At 28.0% G+C, this 19,377-nt stretch carries 16 protein-coding genes; all 16 read right to left on the reverse strand.

Annotated features, from left to right (window positions below; all coding sequences use genetic code 11):
* Positions 1 to 70: 70 nt before the first annotated feature.
* The 16 genes from ACQPVP_RS06525 to ACQPVP_RS06600 all read right to left on the reverse strand — a co-directional run bounded on the left by ACQPVP_RS06525 (position 71) and on the right by ACQPVP_RS06600 (position 19,280).
* Positions 71 to 1,585 carry a bifunctional metallophosphatase/5'-nucleotidase gene (locus ACQPVP_RS06525; RefSeq protein ID WP_430848317.1) on the reverse strand — a complete coding sequence of 505 codons (1,515 nt, stop codon included), beginning with the start codon at positions 1,583 to 1,585 and terminating at the stop codon, positions 71 to 73.
* 89 nt (positions 1,586 to 1,674) lie between these two features.
* Complete coding sequence (locus ACQPVP_RS06530; protein ID WP_430848319.1) at positions 1,675 to 2,934, reverse strand: extracellular solute-binding protein; 1,260 nt, start codon at positions 2,932 to 2,934, stop codon at positions 1,675 to 1,677.
* Positions 2,935 to 2,948: 14 nt separating this feature from the next.
* Positions 2,949 to 4,244: an MBL fold metallo-hydrolase gene (locus ACQPVP_RS06535; protein ID WP_430848321.1), complete on the reverse strand. Its 1,296-nt coding sequence runs from the start codon at positions 4,242 to 4,244 to the stop codon at positions 2,949 to 2,951.
* Complete coding sequence (locus ACQPVP_RS06540) at positions 4,228 to 5,046, reverse strand: carbohydrate ABC transporter permease (RefSeq protein ID WP_430848323.1); 819 nt, start codon at positions 5,044 to 5,046, stop codon at positions 4,228 to 4,230. The genes ACQPVP_RS06535 and ACQPVP_RS06540 overlap by 17 nt, the downstream gene beginning before the upstream one ends.
* A gap of 8 nt (positions 5,047 to 5,054) precedes the next feature.
* Positions 5,055 to 5,936: a carbohydrate ABC transporter permease gene (locus ACQPVP_RS06545; RefSeq protein WP_430848325.1), complete on the reverse strand. Its 882-nt coding sequence runs from the start codon at positions 5,934 to 5,936 to the stop codon at positions 5,055 to 5,057.
* A complete protein-coding gene (locus tag ACQPVP_RS06550) occupies positions 5,936 to 7,006 on the reverse strand; it encodes an ABC transporter ATP-binding protein (protein WP_430848327.1) in 1,071 nt (356 codons plus the stop codon). The genes ACQPVP_RS06545 and ACQPVP_RS06550 overlap by 1 nt, the downstream gene beginning before the upstream one ends.
* A gap of 395 nt (positions 7,007 to 7,401) precedes the next feature.
* A complete protein-coding gene (locus ACQPVP_RS06555) occupies positions 7,402 to 8,064 on the reverse strand; it encodes an HAD family hydrolase (protein ID WP_430848329.1) in 663 nt (220 codons plus the stop codon).
* Between the two features lie 65 nt (positions 8,065 to 8,129).
* Complete coding sequence (locus ACQPVP_RS06560; protein ID WP_430848331.1) at positions 8,130 to 8,675, reverse strand: hypothetical protein; 546 nt, start codon at positions 8,673 to 8,675, stop codon at positions 8,130 to 8,132.
* A gap of 140 nt (positions 8,676 to 8,815) precedes the next feature.
* Positions 8,816 to 10,366, reverse strand: coding sequence for an acyl CoA:acetate/3-ketoacid CoA transferase (locus ACQPVP_RS06565; RefSeq protein WP_430848332.1), 1,551 nt, complete (start codon positions 10,364 to 10,366; stop codon positions 8,816 to 8,818).
* A gap of 25 nt (positions 10,367 to 10,391) precedes the next feature.
* Positions 10,392 to 11,330, reverse strand: coding sequence for a 3-hydroxyacyl-CoA dehydrogenase family protein (locus ACQPVP_RS06570; protein ID WP_430848334.1), 939 nt, complete (start codon positions 11,328 to 11,330; stop codon positions 10,392 to 10,394).
* A gap of 26 nt (positions 11,331 to 11,356) precedes the next feature.
* Entirely contained in the window at positions 11,357 to 12,712 is a 1,356-nt protein-coding gene (locus ACQPVP_RS06575; RefSeq protein ID WP_430848336.1) for a short-chain fatty acid transporter, read from the reverse strand.
* A gap of 264 nt (positions 12,713 to 12,976) precedes the next feature.
* Entirely contained in the window at positions 12,977 to 14,680 is a 1,704-nt protein-coding gene (locus ACQPVP_RS06580) for a sigma 54-interacting transcriptional regulator (RefSeq protein WP_430848338.1), read from the reverse strand.
* A 129-nt stretch (positions 14,681 to 14,809) separates the two neighbouring features.
* Positions 14,810 to 15,691, reverse strand: coding sequence for a Cof-type HAD-IIB family hydrolase (locus ACQPVP_RS06585; protein WP_430848340.1), 882 nt, complete (start codon positions 15,689 to 15,691; stop codon positions 14,810 to 14,812).
* A gap of 141 nt (positions 15,692 to 15,832) precedes the next feature.
* Complete coding sequence (locus ACQPVP_RS06590) at positions 15,833 to 16,804, reverse strand: Gfo/Idh/MocA family protein (protein WP_430848342.1); 972 nt, start codon at positions 16,802 to 16,804, stop codon at positions 15,833 to 15,835.
* Positions 16,805 to 16,852: 48 nt separating this feature from the next.
* Positions 16,853 to 18,646, reverse strand: a complete 1,794-nt coding sequence (locus ACQPVP_RS06595; protein WP_430848344.1) for an ABC transporter ATP-binding protein — start codon at positions 18,644 to 18,646, stop codon at positions 16,853 to 16,855.
* A 73-nt stretch (positions 18,647 to 18,719) separates the two neighbouring features.
* Positions 18,720 to 19,280 carry a MarR family winged helix-turn-helix transcriptional regulator gene (locus ACQPVP_RS06600; RefSeq protein ID WP_430848346.1) on the reverse strand — a complete coding sequence of 187 codons (561 nt, stop codon included), beginning with the start codon at positions 19,278 to 19,280 and terminating at the stop codon, positions 18,720 to 18,722.
* Positions 19,281 to 19,377 lie beyond the last annotated feature (97 nt).

A 19,377-nucleotide genomic window follows, 5' to 3' on the forward strand; every position in this document is an offset into this window, starting at 1 on the left:
TACTGTTTTTAGATACAAAAAAAAGAGCTGTCTAAAACAGCTCCGACTTTACTTTTTATAATCTTACATACTAATATTTAATTATATAACAACTTTCAGAAGGGATATCAACCTCATTATTTCTTTGGAAATAATCTATTATAAGTTCACTCATATCCATGTTTATTTCTTTTACTACTTCAGCATTTTCATAAGCTGGGTATATTGATGTATTACTAGCTCTATAATTATTCAAAACAATAGTATAATCTTTATCTAAATCTATATCTTTCCCATCTTTCTTCATGCTAACTACACGATTTCCAAAATCTTTAGTTAAGTCTATTTCATAAGTTAAACCTGCAAAGGTATCATAATTATAGTTTTGAACCTTTGGTACTAAGAATTCTTCATTTATTTTAACTTCATTGTTTTCTAAAACAAAATATGTAGCACTTTTTTCAATAGCTTCTTTTATTTTACTACCTTTAATTTTTAGTACTTTTAATGTGTTTGGATATGGATAATTAATTAAAACATCTCTAATTGAAACATTCTTTTTAAATCCAATAGCAGTATCAAATAGTGATAATGCTGAAAAGTCAGCATTAGAAACATCTAACTGAACTTCATGTAAAAAGTTTATAAAAGGATGCCCCTTAAGTCTTGCAATGAATATATCATCTAATATTATATCATTTTTAAAATGACCTATTTCTTTATCTAAATATTCTTGTAATTTTTTATTAATTTCAGTAAATCTATTTTCTAAATTCTTATTTATTTCATCATCCATTTTAGACACATCTACTAATTCATAAGTAGATTCTTTTGTTTCTGTATCAATAACTATTTTTGTGAAATTTTGTCCATTATGCATAGGTTGTGTGCATATTACTCCATTCATCTTTGTTATAAAAGATCTATGTTGATGACCACTTAAAACTATATCTATTGAATCATAAGTTTCTAATAATTCACTAGCTTGATTTTCCTTAGTTAAGCTTTCTGTTGGTATATTATTACCATCTAAACTCTTTTCAAATCCTCCATGATAACAAACTATTATCATATCACAGTTTTCTTTTAATTCTTTCTCATATTCACCATAAACTTTAACAGGATCTAAAAATTCTAAGTTTTTAATATTCTTTTCTTGTTCCCAATTTGGTATAAAAGATGTTGTAAATCCAATACATCCAATTTTAAAGCCATTAATATCAAAAATCTTATAAGGCTTACTATTAAATTCTAATCCTTTAATATTAGCATTTATTATTTTATCTGAAACATTTTTATATGCACAATTTAAATAATCTAATCCATAATTAAATTCATGATTTCCTAATACATAAGTATTATATCCAATATCTTCTAATAGCTCTACAATAGGATTAACTTTTAATTTTTGCTTAGATAAATAGTGTGTTAATGCTGAACCTTGAATAAGATCACCACAATCTATTTTTAAAGATGCATCATATTTTTTTTCATCTTCTAATATGTAAGTACCAATTTTTAATATTCCAAGAGATTTGTCACTTACATAATTAGTTGGATAAACAAATCCATGTAAATCACTAGTTTGATAAATAACTAATTTCATAATTCCTCCTTATTAAAAGAGGATGTTAAAAAACTACATATAGCTTCTTAACATCCCCCATATTTATATTTTCTAGAAATAATTCTATATTATTCCCAGATTGAATTTAAAGTAGATTTAAATTCTTCTAATTTTTTAGTTACATCAGCATTGCTTGGATCAGCTAATACTGATTCTAATACTGTACCAGCTTCACGATATGCAGCATCTGCACCAGTTATAACTGGGTTAGTATATAAATTCTTAGTTGCATCTGAAAGAATTGGAGCAATTAAGCTTCCTGAATTCTTATACTCATCTGAGTCTATTGCACTTTGTCTAACTGGCATATATCCTGTTTCTGATGCCCATTGTATTTGCTTTTCTGTACTTGTTAAGAACTTTAAGAATTCATAAGCTGCTGTTTTTTGTTCTGCAGTAGCACTTGAGAATACATATAAATCAGTTCCTTGTTGTAATGAAGCACTTGTTGGGTATGGAGCAACACCAACTTCAAACTTATCGCCAACACCTTGTTTAACATAATTTTCACCAGCATTTGAACCAACGTACATTCCTACATTTTCATTACTAAATGGTCCTGATAAGTAGTTATCTGTTCCTGCAATTCTGAAATATCCTTCTTTAACGCCTTCTAAATAGTAATTAACAGCCTTAGCAGATTCTTCGCTAGTTACATCAAAACTACTATCAAATGTTTTACCTTCAGTCTTTAAGAAAGTTGTATAATAAGTATTTAATGAGTCAAATCCAGCTCCTGCAATACCTTTTGCTTCATATATCTTCTTAGAAACTTCAACTAATTCATCATAATTTGATGGAGCAGTTAGTCCTAATTCATTAAATAAAGTTTTGTTGTACCATAAAACTTCTGTTGATTTATTAAATGGCATACCATATATTTTACCATCTATTTTAGCTGCTTCTCTAAAGCTTGCTAATATATCTTCATAATTATCAAATTTTAAAGTTTCATTTTCAATGTATGGAGTTAAATCAGTAACTAAGCCATCATTTATAGGATTAAACATCCAATCTGGATATGCTTGAGTTAAAGTAGGTAAATCTTTAGGGCTTGCTACTGTTGCTGTTATTTTTTGTTGTAAATCCTTATAACTTGATTGGTTTTGTAAAGTTACAGTAATGTTAGGATTTTGTTCCATAAATTCATCTGTTAACTTTTGAAGAGATTTTTCTAAATCCCCATTCATTGCATGCCAGAAAGTAATTTCAACAGGTGAAGTAATTTCTGTAACGATGTCTTCATTAGTTTTTTCTGCACCCTTAGTTGAGCATCCAGTTAATAAACCTACTGATAGTGCTAGAGCAATTAGTTTCTTAATTTTCATTTTGTCTCCTCCAATTATATAGTTTGTTTTTTTTCTGGTAAAAGAACATCACCATTTTCATTATAAAGTTTCTCTGGACGATAAGAATGTATTGGAACTAATAATTTAGGTTTAATTAAATTAATAATTTTAATTAAATCCATAGGATGTGCATGTCCACTGCATGACACTCTTTCGAATTTAATATTTCTTCTTCCAAAACTTTCTATGAATGGTAAATAAGCTGGATCAAAATCCCCTAATGGTGTTGCATTTGAGTGGATATAAATGCCACCTTCTTTTAATTGATCCATATATTTAATGGCAAGTGTATCTAATTGCCAGAAAAAGTCCCCTTCATCATTTAATAAATCTTCAAAATTTATTCTTAAATCTTCATTTAATCCATATTCCTTATTATCTAATGAATAATAATAAGATTCATAACCAGTTGCTTCTTTAAGAACATATGAATAATATGCATCTAAAACAACCTTTCTAGGATTACTCTTAATTATATTTAAGATTCTTTCTATATTTGAAATATAATAATTAAATGTTATTTGTTTATTTGGATTTTCTTTAACTATTTCATTAATTTTTTCTATTAGCTCAGGTTCATTTGTAATTTCCTTTTCACTAATATCATCATCAAACTCTTGGAAAGAAACACTCACACCTTCTATTAATAGAACATCACAGTTTTCACTTTCTTTACAAAATCTTAATGTATCTTCTTTTCTATACCCATGAAGTCTTATATCACCAGTATAAGAAATTACTAAGTCTGGAGTTTCAATTAATAATCCACAAGCACCGTATGCATCATGGTCAACTGGCATTACTTTAACCTTAATCTTGCCAATTTCTATAACTTCATTTTCTTTAACTCCAATTATATCTCTTGTATTTTTTCCCTTATTTTCATATAGAGGGAATAAAAAATCATTATTAATATTTAATGTATTTAATAAAGATTTAGTTCCTTCTAATGTATATAAAGGTACTTCTGGATTTAAGTAATTTACAATCTTAGAATGATCTAAATGCATATGTGATAAAAATACTGCTGTATTTTTAAATTTATTTTCCTTAGATTCATACCCTTTTAATGGTATGCTTGGATCAAACATATTATCTAAATATGGAACTAAGTTTTCATCTAATAAATCCTGTAAATTTTCTGGCTGTACTGGAGCCTTTGGGTTATATTCACTTCCAAAATCAAAGAATATATGGCTATCTTCATATACCACTTCAATTATTGTTCCACCTATAGTTAAAATACCATTGTGAAAAGTGATTTTTGTCTTCTTATCCTTTAACGCCACTCTTAACAACTCCTCTAATAATTTGTTTTCTAAATATTAAGTATAAAATTAATATCGGTACTATAGCTATTGTTGATGCTGCCATTTGAAGCTGTACATTTGTACCACTTTCTGTTGCAAAGGAGCTTAATCCATTACTTAATAACCTCATTTCTTTACTATTTGTTACTAGTATTGGCCACAAGAATGAGTTCCATCCACTTATAAAACTTAATATTCCCATAGTAAATAATGCTGGTTTAGCTAAAGGCACTAATATTCTATGGATAAATTCTAAGTCAGAACACCCATCTACCTTTGCTGCTTTATAATATGATATAGGAATACTTGTTAAATATTCTTTTAAATAGAATATATAAAAGATACTTGCAAGTGATGGTATTATTAAAGCTGCATATGTGTCTAATAAACCAAACTGTGCAATTGTTTGATAGTTTGTAAATACTGTAACTTCATAAGGTACCATTAATAAAGCTGCCATACCTAATATTAAAATATTTTTGCCTTTAAAATCTAATTTAACTAGAGCAAATCCAGCTAATATAGAAGTGATTAATGTTCCAATTGTTGATATTCCAGCAACTATTATTGTATTAAAGAAGTATCTTACAAATGGAGCTTGCTCCATTGCTAAGGAAAAGTTATTCCACTGAAACTCTTTAGGAAATAAAGTTGGTGGTATACTAGTTGCCTCTTGATAAGTCATTAAACTTGATAAAATCATATATACAAAAGGGAACAATGTTATTATTGCCATTAAAACTATAAAAGTTTTTGATAAAACTGAACTAACTTTTTTCATCTTTTCACCTACTTAGATATTCTTTTTAATATACGATTTTGAATTAATGTGAAAATTAAAATTAAAGCAAATAGAATTACTGCAGCTGCCATACCTTGGCCATAACGATTTTCTACGTAGAATTTATTGAATACATAGAATACCGCAGTTGTTGCACTATCAGCAATACCTGCTTTCCCATTAAATATAGAGAATACTTGGGCATAAACCTTAAATGCACTAATAAAATTAACCATTAATAAAAACGTAATAATTGGTATCATTTGAGGTAAAGTTATTTTAATAAATTGCTCCATCTTTGTTGCTCCAAACATATCAGCAACTTTATAATAGCTTTTATCAACATTTCTTAAACCAGAAAGTAATATTATTATATTAAATGCAAGTCCTGACCATATACCAAATATAATTAATGTTATCATGCTCATGCTCGGATCATCTAAAAAGTTAAATGGTCCTATATTGAAAAATCCTAGTACATAGTTTACAAATCCATACTCTCCATTTAATAAGAATCTAAATACTATACCAACAGCAATTACACTTGTTAAATATGGAATAAAGAATATAGTTTCAAATATATCCTTATATTTAATTTTTTCGTATATTGTTATAGCTATAAACATAGATATTATTAATCCAACTGGCACTACAACAAAGGAAAATAATGCCGTATTTCCAATTGCAGTATGGAACTTTGGATCTTTTAATACTACTCCAAAATTTTTAAATCCATTAAAAGTTAAGTTATTTAAGGTTCCCTTTTGAAAAGACATAATGAAAGTCTTTATTAAAGGTAACACATTAAATATTCCGACTATTACTAAAGCAGGCATCAAAAACAGCCATGCTTGTGGTGAATTCTCCGCTCTATATTTAAACTTCTTCATTAGTACACTCTAACTCCATTCTCTTGGAATACGTAAATTCCGTTATAGTCAATATCAAAGCCTATTTTATCTCCTTCTGATACTTTCTTACTTATATCAGTTATAGACTTTGAATTTGTATCATTAACTTTAAAGTTTATTATACAATCTTTTCCTATTAACTCAGTAGATTCAACTTCAACTTCAAACAATGGATTTTCACTAATTTCAAAGTATTCTGGTCTAATACCAACTATGTAATTTTCTTCTGTCAATTCGCCTTTAAATCTATTTTTATCTAAAAGATTTAAATCAATTGAAAAATCTTTAGATTTTAATATATTTCCATCTTTCTTCATATCTACTAAGTTTATTATTGGATTTCCCATAAACTTAGCTACAAAAAGATTTGCTGGCTCTAAATAAAGGTTTTGAGGTATATCAAATTGTTGTACTATTCCTTCATTCATTAATACAATTCTATCACTTATAGATAATGCTTCTTCTTGGTCATGAGTTACAAAAATAGTCGTTATACCAATTTCTTTAACTAATCTTCTAATTTCTTCTCTAATTCTTAATCTTAATCTAGCATCTAAGTTACTTAATGGTTCATCAAGTAATAGTATTCTTGGATTTTGAACTAAAGCTCTTGTAATTGCAACTCTTTGTTGTTGTCCTCCAGACATTTCTCCGGGTTTTTTATCAGCTAATTCTTCAATACTTGTAACCTGCATATATTTTTTAGCTTCTTCCATAGCCTTATTTTTAGGTTGTTTATTTTTACCAACAGTAAGAGGAAACATAACATTTTCTAGCACTGTCATATGTGGATATAACGCATAGTTTTGGAATACTAATCCTATTCCTCTATCCTTAGGGTGCTTTCCAATAACAGATTCACCATCAAATTTAATATCACCACCACTAGGATCTAAAAGTCCAGCTAATAAGTTAAGAATAGTAGTTTTTCCACAACCACTAGGACCTAAAAGACAAACTAACTCACCCTCATTAATTTTAAGATCAATGCTTTTTAAAGCTTCATAACCATTGCTATAAACTTTTTTCAGTTTTTCAATTTGTATCATGTGCCACCTCTAATATTTATTTTTTATATCAACTTTTATCCGTCCCTATATACTATACTAAATATACATTTCAATGACAATATATTATGTTTTTTTCATATAAAAAAATTTAAATTTAACATCATCTTAACTTTTTATAATTAAATTAAAACAAATTTCTTACAATTATATTACCCACCTATTAATCGAATTTTTAGTTTGTTATTTGTCGAATCTATAATTTACAAATAGTTTGTGTTTTATGTATATTTATATTCTTAAAAATTAGTTATAATGCTTCTTCAATTTATAAATATACCACAATTTCTAAAATAAAAAAAGAATTTTTTCCTTTTTATTCATTATATATCCATTCTTTGTAAAGCAATTATAGTAAAATCAACATGTTTTTAAATTTATCTAAATATCTCTTCCTTTATTTCAATTAAATTATTGAAACTTCTATAACAATATTTATTTATTTCATCATCTGCAGTTTTTAAATCTACTACGTGTATAGGAATCATATTTCCTCTGTAGGCAGCTCTAACCCCAGCTAGAGAATCTTCTATAACAATACATTCTTTAGGATCTACTCCAAGCTTGTCAGCTGCTTTTAAAAATATTTCTGGATTAGGTTTAGTTTCCATAACCTCATCCCTACAAACTACTTCATCAAATATACATCTAAAGCCTGCATCTTCTAATTGCTTATCCATTCTTTCTTTCGAAGCAGAAGTTGCTAAAGCTAAATTATATTTTCTATTTTTTAAATATTTTAGTAACTCATAAGCTCCATCTTTTACTGGAACACCCTTTTCTAACTCTATAGCTAAATTAATATCTTTCTCTTTATACATTTCTTCAATAGGTATATTATTACCAAATTCTTTTTTAAAAACTCTTTTAACATTTTCTCGTCCAGTAGCAATTACTTTACAGTAAATTTCTTTAGTCATCTTATATCCATATTTTTCACAAATACTTGTCCAAACATCTAAATAAACTTTTTCTGTATCAAACAAAACTCCATCCATATCAAAAATTACTGTTCTTATATTTTCCAAATTATGCTGCATATAATCCTCCATATATAACTAAATCCATTAATATTTATATTATATATAGAGGACAATTTCAATAATTAAGATCTTTCTTTTAGATATTCTATAAGTTCTTCATAATTTTTTTCTGCAAGCTCTATCCTAGGTTTTAAATTGTTCTTTAAATAAGCTTCACTAATATTCTTATCATAATTAGATAATGTCTCCATTATTTCCTTTTTAAATAAAGGAATAATATCTATTATTCTTTTTATACCATACACATATTCGTCATCACTTATTTTAAAGCATTTAAACAAACCAGATGTAAGTCTTCCATCTGAGAATATATAAATATATCTATCCCTCATCTCATCTGATAAGTCTACTTCTATTTTATGTTTATATAACCTAAAAACTACATTATCATCTTTCACAAATATAGGAAATATAGTTGAGAAAAGCATAACTATATCCTCTTCTTCATTAGCTATTCCAGTAAAATCATGCTCATTTAATTTTTCTAAAATTTCTTCTGTAAAAATATTATCTTTTATTTTACTTCCTAACTTAGCCTTTAATTTTTGTTCCCTCTCTTCACTTAATAAATTATCTATTGAACTAAAAAACTTATTAAATTTGCTCATAATATTCCCTCCTTTATTAGATGTTTTATAATTTCATTTTAATATAATTGCTTAATTTATACAATTTTAAAAAACTCTCCTTATAATTTTAATATAACTATTAGGAGAGTTTTTGGTTTCTATTCTGTTTAAATTATAATCTACTTATCTAAGGCCATTTTTTCTTCTCTAAAAATCCTCTTATCCATAAATTTTAACTCACTTGAAATTACAGGCTTAAATGTCATAAGAGCTAGTATGTCTTTTTCTACATCAACTCCAGGGGCTATTTCTTCTAAGATCAATCCTTCCTTGTCTAATCTAAATACTGCCCTTTCTGTAATATATAATACTTCTTGACCAATACTTGTTGAATAACTTCCACTAAAAGTAATTTGTTCTACTTCATCTATAAATTTAATTACTTTTCCTTCATTTAATATATTTAACTTACCATCACTAACTTGAACTTTTAATCCTGATGTTGTAAAGGTTCCACAATAAACAACCTTTTTAGCATTTTGTGTAATATTAATAAATCCACCGCATCCTGCTATTTTAGTTCCAAATTTACTTACATTTATATTTCCTTTTTTATCACATTGTGCAAGACCTAGGAAAGCTATATCAAGTCCACCACCATCATAAAAATCAAATTGATTTGCTTGATCCAAAATAGAAACTGGATTTAATGATGCGCCAAAATTTAATCCATTTGCAGGAACTCCTCCAATAGGACCTGATTCTACAGTTAATGTTGATCTATCTGCTATACCTTCTTCATTAGCTACACTTGATATTCCTTCAGGCATACCTATTCCTAAATTAATTATCGAACCGTCCTTCAATTCTAATGCAGCTCTTCTTGCTATAACTTTTCTTTCTCCTAATGGCAAAGGATTAACTGATGCAACAGGGAATTTAACTTCTCCTGAATATGCTGGATTATACATTTCTGCATAAGTTTGCATGTGTTCTTCAGGTTGAGCAACTACAATAGCATCAACATATATTCCTGGAATCTTAACTTTTCTTGGATCTAGTGTCCCTTTTGAAACTATCTTTTCTACCTGTAAAATTACAATTCCTCCACTATTTTTAGCAGCTTGTGCCATTGAAGTAGCATCTAATGTTGCAACTTCCTTATCAAAAGTAGCATTTCCTTCTTCATCTGCATAAGTTGCTCTTAATATTGTTATATCTATTGGAATAGATTTATATAATAAATATTCTTTATCCTCAATATTAATAACTTTAACTATATCATCTGTAGTTCTTTCATTTAATTTTCCCCCACCAAGTCTAGGATCTACAAATGTTTGTAATCCAACTTTCGATATTGTACCTGGCTTTCCAGCTGCAATATCTCTATACATATGAGATATAATTCCTTGTGGAATATTATATGCTTCTATCTCATTATTTACAGCTAATTTTTGTAACTTAGGACATAATGCCCAATGTCCACCAATAACTCTTTTAACTAACCCTTTATGTCCAAAATGGTTTAACCCCTTATCCTTACTATCTCCTTGACCTGCTGCATATATCAATGTTAAGTCGTTTGGGGTACCATTTTTTAAAAAGCTTTTTTCTATTTCTGCAGTAATAGCCTCAGCATGTCCACTACCAATAAAACCACCTACAGCAACTACATCTCCACTTTTTATTATCTTAACAGATTCTTCTAAACTTATTATCTTAGACTTCATTTTATATACCCCCTAAATAATTAAATTATTCTCTATCATCTCTATTTAAAAAGTATAATAAGACTTCGGTTCTTTCTTTTTGTTTATTTTCAATTTTTTCTTTATCCCATTTATAGAATCCTTCACCGGATTTAATTCCTAATTTATTTTCATTAACCTTTCCTTCCAATAACTTAGATGCCTCTGTATAATTACATAGGTCTTGAAATAAATATGAAGAAATATTGTTAAATATATCTAATCCACCTAAATCTGCACTACATAACGGACCTGTAACACATAACCTTCTACCATGTCCATACTCCATAGCTTTGTCTACTTCCTCTGGTTTAGCCCATCCTTTTTCTACTATATACATTGCTTCTCTTAATAAAGCTAATTGTAATCTATTTCCTATAAAGCCCAAACACTCTTTTTCCATCTTAACTGCTTTCTTACCTATAAAATTAACCCAATCCACAGTTATATCAATAGTTTCTTTACTAGTTTTTTCTCCTGGAACTACCTCTACTAGTGGAATTAATTGTGGTGGATTCCAAAAATGAGCTATTACAACTCTTTCAGGTCTAGTAGTAGATTTTGCTATGTCAGTTGGACTAAGTCCCGATGTATTACTTGCTAATATAACATTATCTTTACATAATGAATCTAATTTACTAAAAATATCTTTCTTAAGTTCTAAATTTTCAGCTACTGATTCAATTATAAAATCTGTATTTTCAGCTGCCTCTTCTAAAGTTTTTACACCTTTAATTCTTCCAAGTATTTCTTGACTCTCTTCTTCAGTAATATTTCCTTCTGCTACTAATCTATTTAAACTAGCAATAATACTGCTAGTACCTCTATCTAAACTTTCATTAGTTCTTCCATACATTTTTACATTTAATCCAGCTTTAGCTGATAGTAAAGCAATACCATGTCCCATTGTTCCTGTTCCTAAAACTGCTATATTCTTAATATTCATATATATCTCACCCTTCTTATATATTTTTAAACTAGAAATAATAATGATCCAAATATAATTACTCCTGTAACTAACAAATCAATAATACAGAATCCCATAATATCTCTTGCATTTAATCCTGCAATTGCTAATGCTGGCAAAGCCCAAAATGGCTGAATTAAGCAAGCCCAAGCATCTCCCCATGCTATTGACATCGCTGCTACACTAGCACTAACACCTAATTGTTGGGCAGCAGGCATAATAATTGGAGCTTGAAGAGCCCATTCACCACCACCTGATGGTATAAAAATAGTACAAAATGCAGTACTTAATGTTGCTAAGATTGGTAATGTAGTTTCATTTGCTATACTAATTATTCCATTTGCTATAGTTCCTCCTAATGAAACTCCACTAGCACTGGCCCCAACCATCATCCCCATTATTCCTGCATAGAAAGGAAATTGAACTATAATACCAGTTGTAGCCTTTACTCCAGCAGCTGCTGCATTCAAAAATTTACGTGGAGTACCATGGAGTAATATACTTAGAAATAAAAATGTAAAATTAACTACATTCAGGTCAAGTTTGAATCCATTATTAATAAAGTAGTAAACCATATATACAACTCCCATAATACCTATTAATGTAGATATTACAGGACTATTTTCTAGTTTTTGTGCTGGTGTCATATCCTCGACCTTAATATTTGGTGCTTTATCGCTTTCTTCTAATAATTTAGGGTCAATCTCAAATACTTCTTTTCCCTTTGGATGCATATAACAATTAACGATTGGTAATATTATCAAAATTGCTAATACCATAATAATATTATATGGACTAAAAATTGTTTCTGCAGTTGATATTGCAGAAGTAATTACTCCAGCAGAAACTGCTTCCACTTCTTTTCCACCAGCTGCAATTGTTAGTGGTATTGATCCTGATAATCCTCCATGCCAAACAACAAAACCAGAATAAGCTGATGCAATTAAAAGCCTATAGTCAACATTTTTAACTTTTTTTGCTATTTCCTTTGCAAGTATGGCTCCTAATATAAGTCCAAATCCCCAGTTTATCCAACAAGCTATTCCTCCAACTAAGGTTGTTAATGCAATTGCTTGCCATGGTTTTTTAGGAATAGATGCTAACTTTTTAATTCCTTTATTAGCTATTGGTGTACTTGCTAAAGTATGTCCTGTAACAACTATTAATGCCATCTGCATTCCAAATGATAATAAACTCCAAAAACCATCATTCCAATGTCCCAACATTTCAAACGGACCTTGTTTAGTCACAATCATTCCTGCAATATAAACTATTATGGTTAATATTGATGCAAAAATAAATGGATCTGGTAAAAACCTCTGCACTAATGTAACGCAACCATTAGTAAATTTTTTAAACATTTAGATTCCCCCCCAAATTTAATATTTAATATTATTTATTCACACAATTATTTTAAGCAATAAGTATGCCAATTCTTACCCTTGATATATCCTTGATATTTACTTGATTTTTTGTTGATAACTATATCTTATTAATATAAATGTGTATATTTTATAAACACTCATATTTAGTAAACACCCAAATGTAAAGCTATTCATTAGCTTTGTAAGAAAAGTGTATATTAATTATACATGTCCAATTAATATACACTTTTTATTTAAATTTTATCTTTGTTCTATATTATATTTTTCTATCTTTTTATATAGGCTAGCTCTACTTATACCTAGTAACTTTGCTGTTTTATTTTTATTCCATTTAGTTTCTGATAAGCAACGTTCAATTGATCTTTTTTCTACACTTTCAATAATTTCACTTAACTTTCTTTCTTCACGAAATGTATTTTTATATTTATTTTTTACTATAGATTTTGGCAAATGCTTAGGTTCTATCGTTAAACTTTCAGAGTCTAATAAATTAATTGCTCTTTCTATAACATTTTCTAGTTCTCTTATATTACCAGGCCAATTATAATTCTTTAATATATCAATAGCTTTTTTAGATACTCCTTCAACATATAATCCTAGCTTATTAGCTACCTTTACCCTTAGACTATCTGCTAACAATTCAATATCCTCTTTTCTTTCTCTTAGTGGAGGTATCTCTACCTTCATTACATTCAACCTATAATATAAATCTCTTCTAAATCTCCCTTGCTCAACAGCTTCTTCTAAATCAATATTAGTAGCCGCAATTATCCTAATATCAATTTTCTTTAAAGTATTTCCGCCTACTCTTTCCACTTCTTTTTCTTGAATTACCCTAAGTAATCTAACCTGCATATCTATAGGCATTTCTCCAATTTCGTCTAAGAAAATAGTTCCTCCATCAGCTAATTCAAACTTTCCTTTTTTACCACCTTTTTTTGCACCAGTAAATGCTCCTTCATCATAACCAAATAATTCTGATTCAATCAAACTACCAGGAATAGCTCCACAATTTATTTTTATAAATGGACCTAAGGATCTTTTACTTGCATTATGTATTGCAGATGCATGCAGTTCTTTTCCTGTACCACTCTCACCTACTATTAATACTGTTGAATCAGTCTTTGCTAAAAGCTTACATATTCGTTTCACTTCTAAAGCTTTTTTTGAAATTCCAATAATATTATCAAATGAATATTTAGAAATTCTTTCTTTACCTAATTCATTTTTATAAAATTCAACTTCATTTTTAAGTACACTTACCTTATTATTTAATAATGCTAGTTGCCCTATATCCCTAAACATTATCTTACCAATAGCTCCAATAATATACTCCTTATTCTTTATAGGTACACGCATTGCAACTACTTCTTTTCCTTTTATAATTTGCACATCACCATATTCTATATTACCTGATTCTAGTATGCTAGGAAGTCTTGTATTATCTATTATGTCTTCTACATGCTTTCCTTCAGGATTTTGACATTCAAGAAATTCTTTATAGCATTTACTCATCATAGTTATAATACCGTCTTTATTTACTACTACAACACATTCCTTTGTTGTATCCATAATAGTGTTTAAAATATTAGAGCTTGAATTAGTATCTAAAAAATTTCCTTGTAATTTACTATCTTGAAAAATGCCAATAGCTCCTTTAATTATTCCCTGAATATGTATTGGTATTTTATTTATAATTAAAGTATTCTCTCCTAATTTTAAGGTGCTATTAAATTCTGGATACCCATTACATATTTGTTCTTTAAAATTAAGTTTTTTTATATTCTCCTTGAGCTTTATTCCTTCATTACCCTCACCACAATCTTCTAACAATAATTTTGCTCTTTCATTAATTAAAACTATGTTTTCATCCTTATCAAGTAAAATAAATCCCTCATATAAACTATTACATATATCCGTAAAAACATCTTTTAAAGTAACCATTCTATTCTTAGTAAATAATACTACTTACTAAATTCCCCCCTCATTTAAAACTAAATATCTATGTTAATAAAAAAACTCAATGATTCTACATTAAAGTATTTTCATTGAGCAATATTAAAGTTATACTAATTATTTAAGCATTTTATGCATTTCATTATTTAAAACATTGTAAATAGCTTTAGCTACTCCTAAATTATCATTGGTATCTGTTATGTACTTAGCTATTGCCTTAACTTCTGGTATTGCATTTTTCATAGCAACAGTTTCTTCAAATATTTCAAACATAGAATAATCATTGAAACTATCACCTAAGATCATAACCTCTCCTATATTTATAGACATCTTAGCTGCTACTTGTTCTAAAATAATTCCCTTTTGTGCATTAATATCAGTTATTTCAATATTATCTCTAAAAGATGATGAAATAGCTAATCCTTCAATTTGGCTAATTACCTTTTTCATATTATCTATAAGATCTATATTCCTATGAAAAGCAACAAATTTTCTTACTTCTATTCCATCTTCAAAGAATTTATTAATATCAGTAATATACTGTAATACTTTAAAAAAAGGCAACGTTTTTGAAATCTCTTTTGCTTCACATTCAGTTAAGTTTGGATTAAAACTCATAGTTCTATAAGTAATTTCTTGCAATGCTTCTTCCATTGTAGAATTTGTAAATATACCTTTGTTAGTAAATATTCTAGCTGAAAGATTGTTTTTTTCTAGTATTTCGATAATTTTTTTAGCACTTTCCTCATTTATATTTACTATATCTAATATATTTCCCTCTTCATCTCTATATTCTGCTCCATTCGATAATATACATTGAGCTTTAATATTATGTTTATCTAATACTGCTTTAACACTTTCATATTCTCTTCCTGTAGATATTGTAAATATTATCCCTGCTTCTTCTGCCTTTCTAATTGCCTCAACTGTTTCTTTATCTATATCATGGTTATTATTTAGTAAAGTACCATCCATATCTGATGCTATAAGTTTTATCATTTTATACCCCTCCTTGAAACATTTTCTTCTATTATATATTATAACATAATTATTAATAAAATAATCTTTTTATGATTTTCTAAATACAAAAAGAGCTGTCGTACAAACAGCCCAAATTAAAAATGAAGAATTATTTATGTTTTATTCGAAAGGATATATTAATCCTATTTGATTTCTTATTTCATCCATAATTTTAGCTAATTCTAAAGTAATATTATGAGATGCTATAGTGCTTTCTAAAGCTTTATTTTTTATACATCTATTTGCTTCTTCTATTTCATACTTATAGCCTGCTTCTTTATAGCTATCGATAAACTCTTCTTTTCTATCTTCAAAGTATAAATAACTTTCCTTTGCACTCCAAAACTTTGGTATAACTATCTTACCTTTTTCTCCATAAATAATAGCAGTATTATCAGTATCTGCAGAAATAGAACAAGTTAATGATGCTAATACTCCATTTTCGTATTTCAAATTAATAATATCACTTTCATCTACTTTAGTATTTGTAAACTCTGCATCTGCTTTAATTTTTTTAGGAAAACTACCTATCATAAAATCAGAAAATAATATTGGATAAATTCCTACATCTAGCAAAGCTCCTCCAGCCAAACATGGATTATATAATCTTGAATTTATATCTTCATTACTGTTAAATCCAAAATTTGCAGTAACTAGTTTTACTTTTCCTATTTTATCTTCTTCAATCCATTTCTTAGCTTGATTTACTGCTGGCAAAAATAAAGTCCAAAGTGCCTCCATTATAAATATATTACTTTTTCTTGCAAGATTTAATACTTCTTCACTTGTCTTATAATTATAAGAAAATGGTTTTTCACATAATATATGTTTTTTTGCTTCTATACACTTTTTAGCATATTGCATATGATAATTATGTGGAGTCGCTATATATACAGCGTCTATATTTTCATCTTTAAAAAATTCATCTATATCACTATAGTAATTTTCTATATTATGTTTTTTTGCAAATTCTTTTGTTTTATCATTATTTCTTCCATAAACTGCTGTAAGAATTCCATCTTTAGTATTTTTAACTTCCTTTGCAAAAGCATTAGCTATAGTTCCAGGTGCTATAATTCCCCATTTTATCATAACCTCACTTCTCCAATCATATTATTAATATTATTATACTTAATTATTTTATTTTCTAAATTGAGTATCATATAACTTCTTATACAATCCACCTTCATCTAATAATTCTTTATTATTTCCAGATTGTACTATTCTTCCATTTTCAAATACTAAAATATTATCTGCCGATAATATAGTTGATAGTCTATGAGCAATTACAATGCTAGTTCTACCTTTTAATAAGGGTACTAATGCCTTTTGTATATACATTTCTGATACTGAATCTAAAGCTGATGTAGCTTCATCTAAAATAATAATTTTAGGATTCTTTAATATAACCCTAGCAATAGATATTCGTTGTTTTTCTCCACCAGATAACTTTATTCCTCTATTTCCTACTATAGTTTTGTAATTATCTGGTAGCGACATGATAAAATCATGTATATATGCTGCTTTGCATGCTTCAACTATTTCTTCATAATCCGCCTCTTCTCTTCCATACCTTAAATTTGCCTCAATAGTGTCATTAAAAAGATATGGTTCTTGCATAACTATCCCTATTTGCTTACGAAGAGATTTTAGTGTTATGTCTTTCGTGTCATATCCATCTATTTTAATACATCCTTTTGAAACTTCATAAAGTCTTGGTATAAGATTTGTAACTGTAGTTTTTCCAGCACCACTTGCTCCAACTAAGGCAGTCATAGTTCCAGATTTTATTGAAAAATTAATATTTTTCAATACTTCTTGCCCCTCCTTATATGAAAAGCAAACATCTTCAAATTCTATACTGCCATTAATATCCTTTAATCTAATTGCACCTTCTCTATCTCTACCTTCTTCTTCCATATCAAAATAGTCAAAAATTCTTTGAAATAATGCCAATGATCTAGTAACATCAATATGAATATTTGATAGCTGAGTTATAGGTTTATATAATCTATCTAATAAAGCTACAAATGCAACAATTTCACCAATAGATATCATATCTTGCATAAATAAATAACCACCATAAAGATATATTATCATAGGACCAAGAGTAGTAAAAACACTCATTGTCATAAAGAACCATCTACCTGCTAATGTTTCTTTAATTTGTAAGTTTATAACCTGCTTATTAGTTCTTTCAAATTCATCATAAGATTCTTTTTCTTTAGTAAAAATCTTCATAAGAGTAGCGCCACTAACACTTAAAGTTTCTTGAATTAATTGATTTAATTCTGATAGCTTTTCTTGACTTTCTAAAGCAATTTTCCATCTATATTTACCAACTTTTCTTGTTGGCAAAATAAAAACTGGTAATATTAACATGCTTAGAATTGCCATCTTCCAATTCATCGCAAATAGTGCAACCATTGTTGTCCCTAATGTTAATATACCGCTTAATGCATTTACAATAGTTGTTTTAAAAATGTCTTGAATTCCTTCAATATCACTAGTCATCCTAGTAGTTACTTCCCCTGGCTTTGAAAGAGAAAAATAATTCATAGACATATGTTGTAAGTGATTATACATTTCATTTTTCATATTGTAAATAATATGCTTAGATATCCATGTATTAATATAATTTTGTGCAACAGATAGCAACTCCTTTAATATCGTTGCAACAATACAGGCAACTATAAACATAGCAAGTAAATACATACTCTTTTCTGGTAATGCTTTATCAATAATATTTTTTGTCATTATTGGTATAACTAAGCCTAAAACTGAAACTATAAATAATAAAACTATTGCTAATATCATCTGTTTCCAGAAAGGCTTAAAATATTTAAATATCCTAAATAAAATTTCTTTAGTAATTTTTATATTCTTATCTTCCTCTTTGGCAAACCTCATCCTGCCACCAAATCCTCCGGCCATAAAATCTGTCCTCCATAAAAGTTAGTCTTTATTTTAAGCTCCACACAAATACTAAAATAAAGATTTAAACTTATTAATGCATTCTTTTCTTATGCTCTCCATGATGACATTTTTCATGTCTTCCACATTTTCCATGATGTCCCTCATGTCCATTATGACTACATTCACATTTTCCTCTAATATTTTCTTCACTTACATTATCTAAGGATTCAAGGCTTGAATTAATCTTTCCAACTATCTCTAACATTTTTTCTTTTTCTTCTAAAGTTAAACAATTAAAAACAGAATCATGTAGATCTTCTTTAGCTTGCTTAAAGTTTTTAATACTACTCTTTCCTTCTTCAGTTAAATGAACATGCATAACTCTACGATCATCCTCATCTTGCTTACGAGTAATTAAAGAATTCTTTTCTAAATTAGATAGTATTTCTGTTAAGGATGATGGACGCATATCTAAAATTTCTGCTAATTCACGTTGTATAATTCCATCATTTTTTAAGATTATAGATAATAATTTCATTTGTCCAGGATGAATTCCTTCCTTTGTTTTAATTCCTCTATGCTTATTTCTATGCATATATCTATTCATCTTTTGAACCGCATCATATAGTTCACTTGAAATTTTTTCTGTCATAACAATATCCTCCTTGTTTAATCAGTTAAATTAATTAGGTTCCTAACTAATTTTATTATATTCTTAACTAATCATATATGTCAACAAAAATAATTAG

The organism is Clostridium nigeriense (assembly GCF_050585265.1).
Lineage (GTDB): Bacteria > Bacillota > Clostridia > Clostridiales > Clostridiaceae > Clostridium > Clostridium nigeriense_B.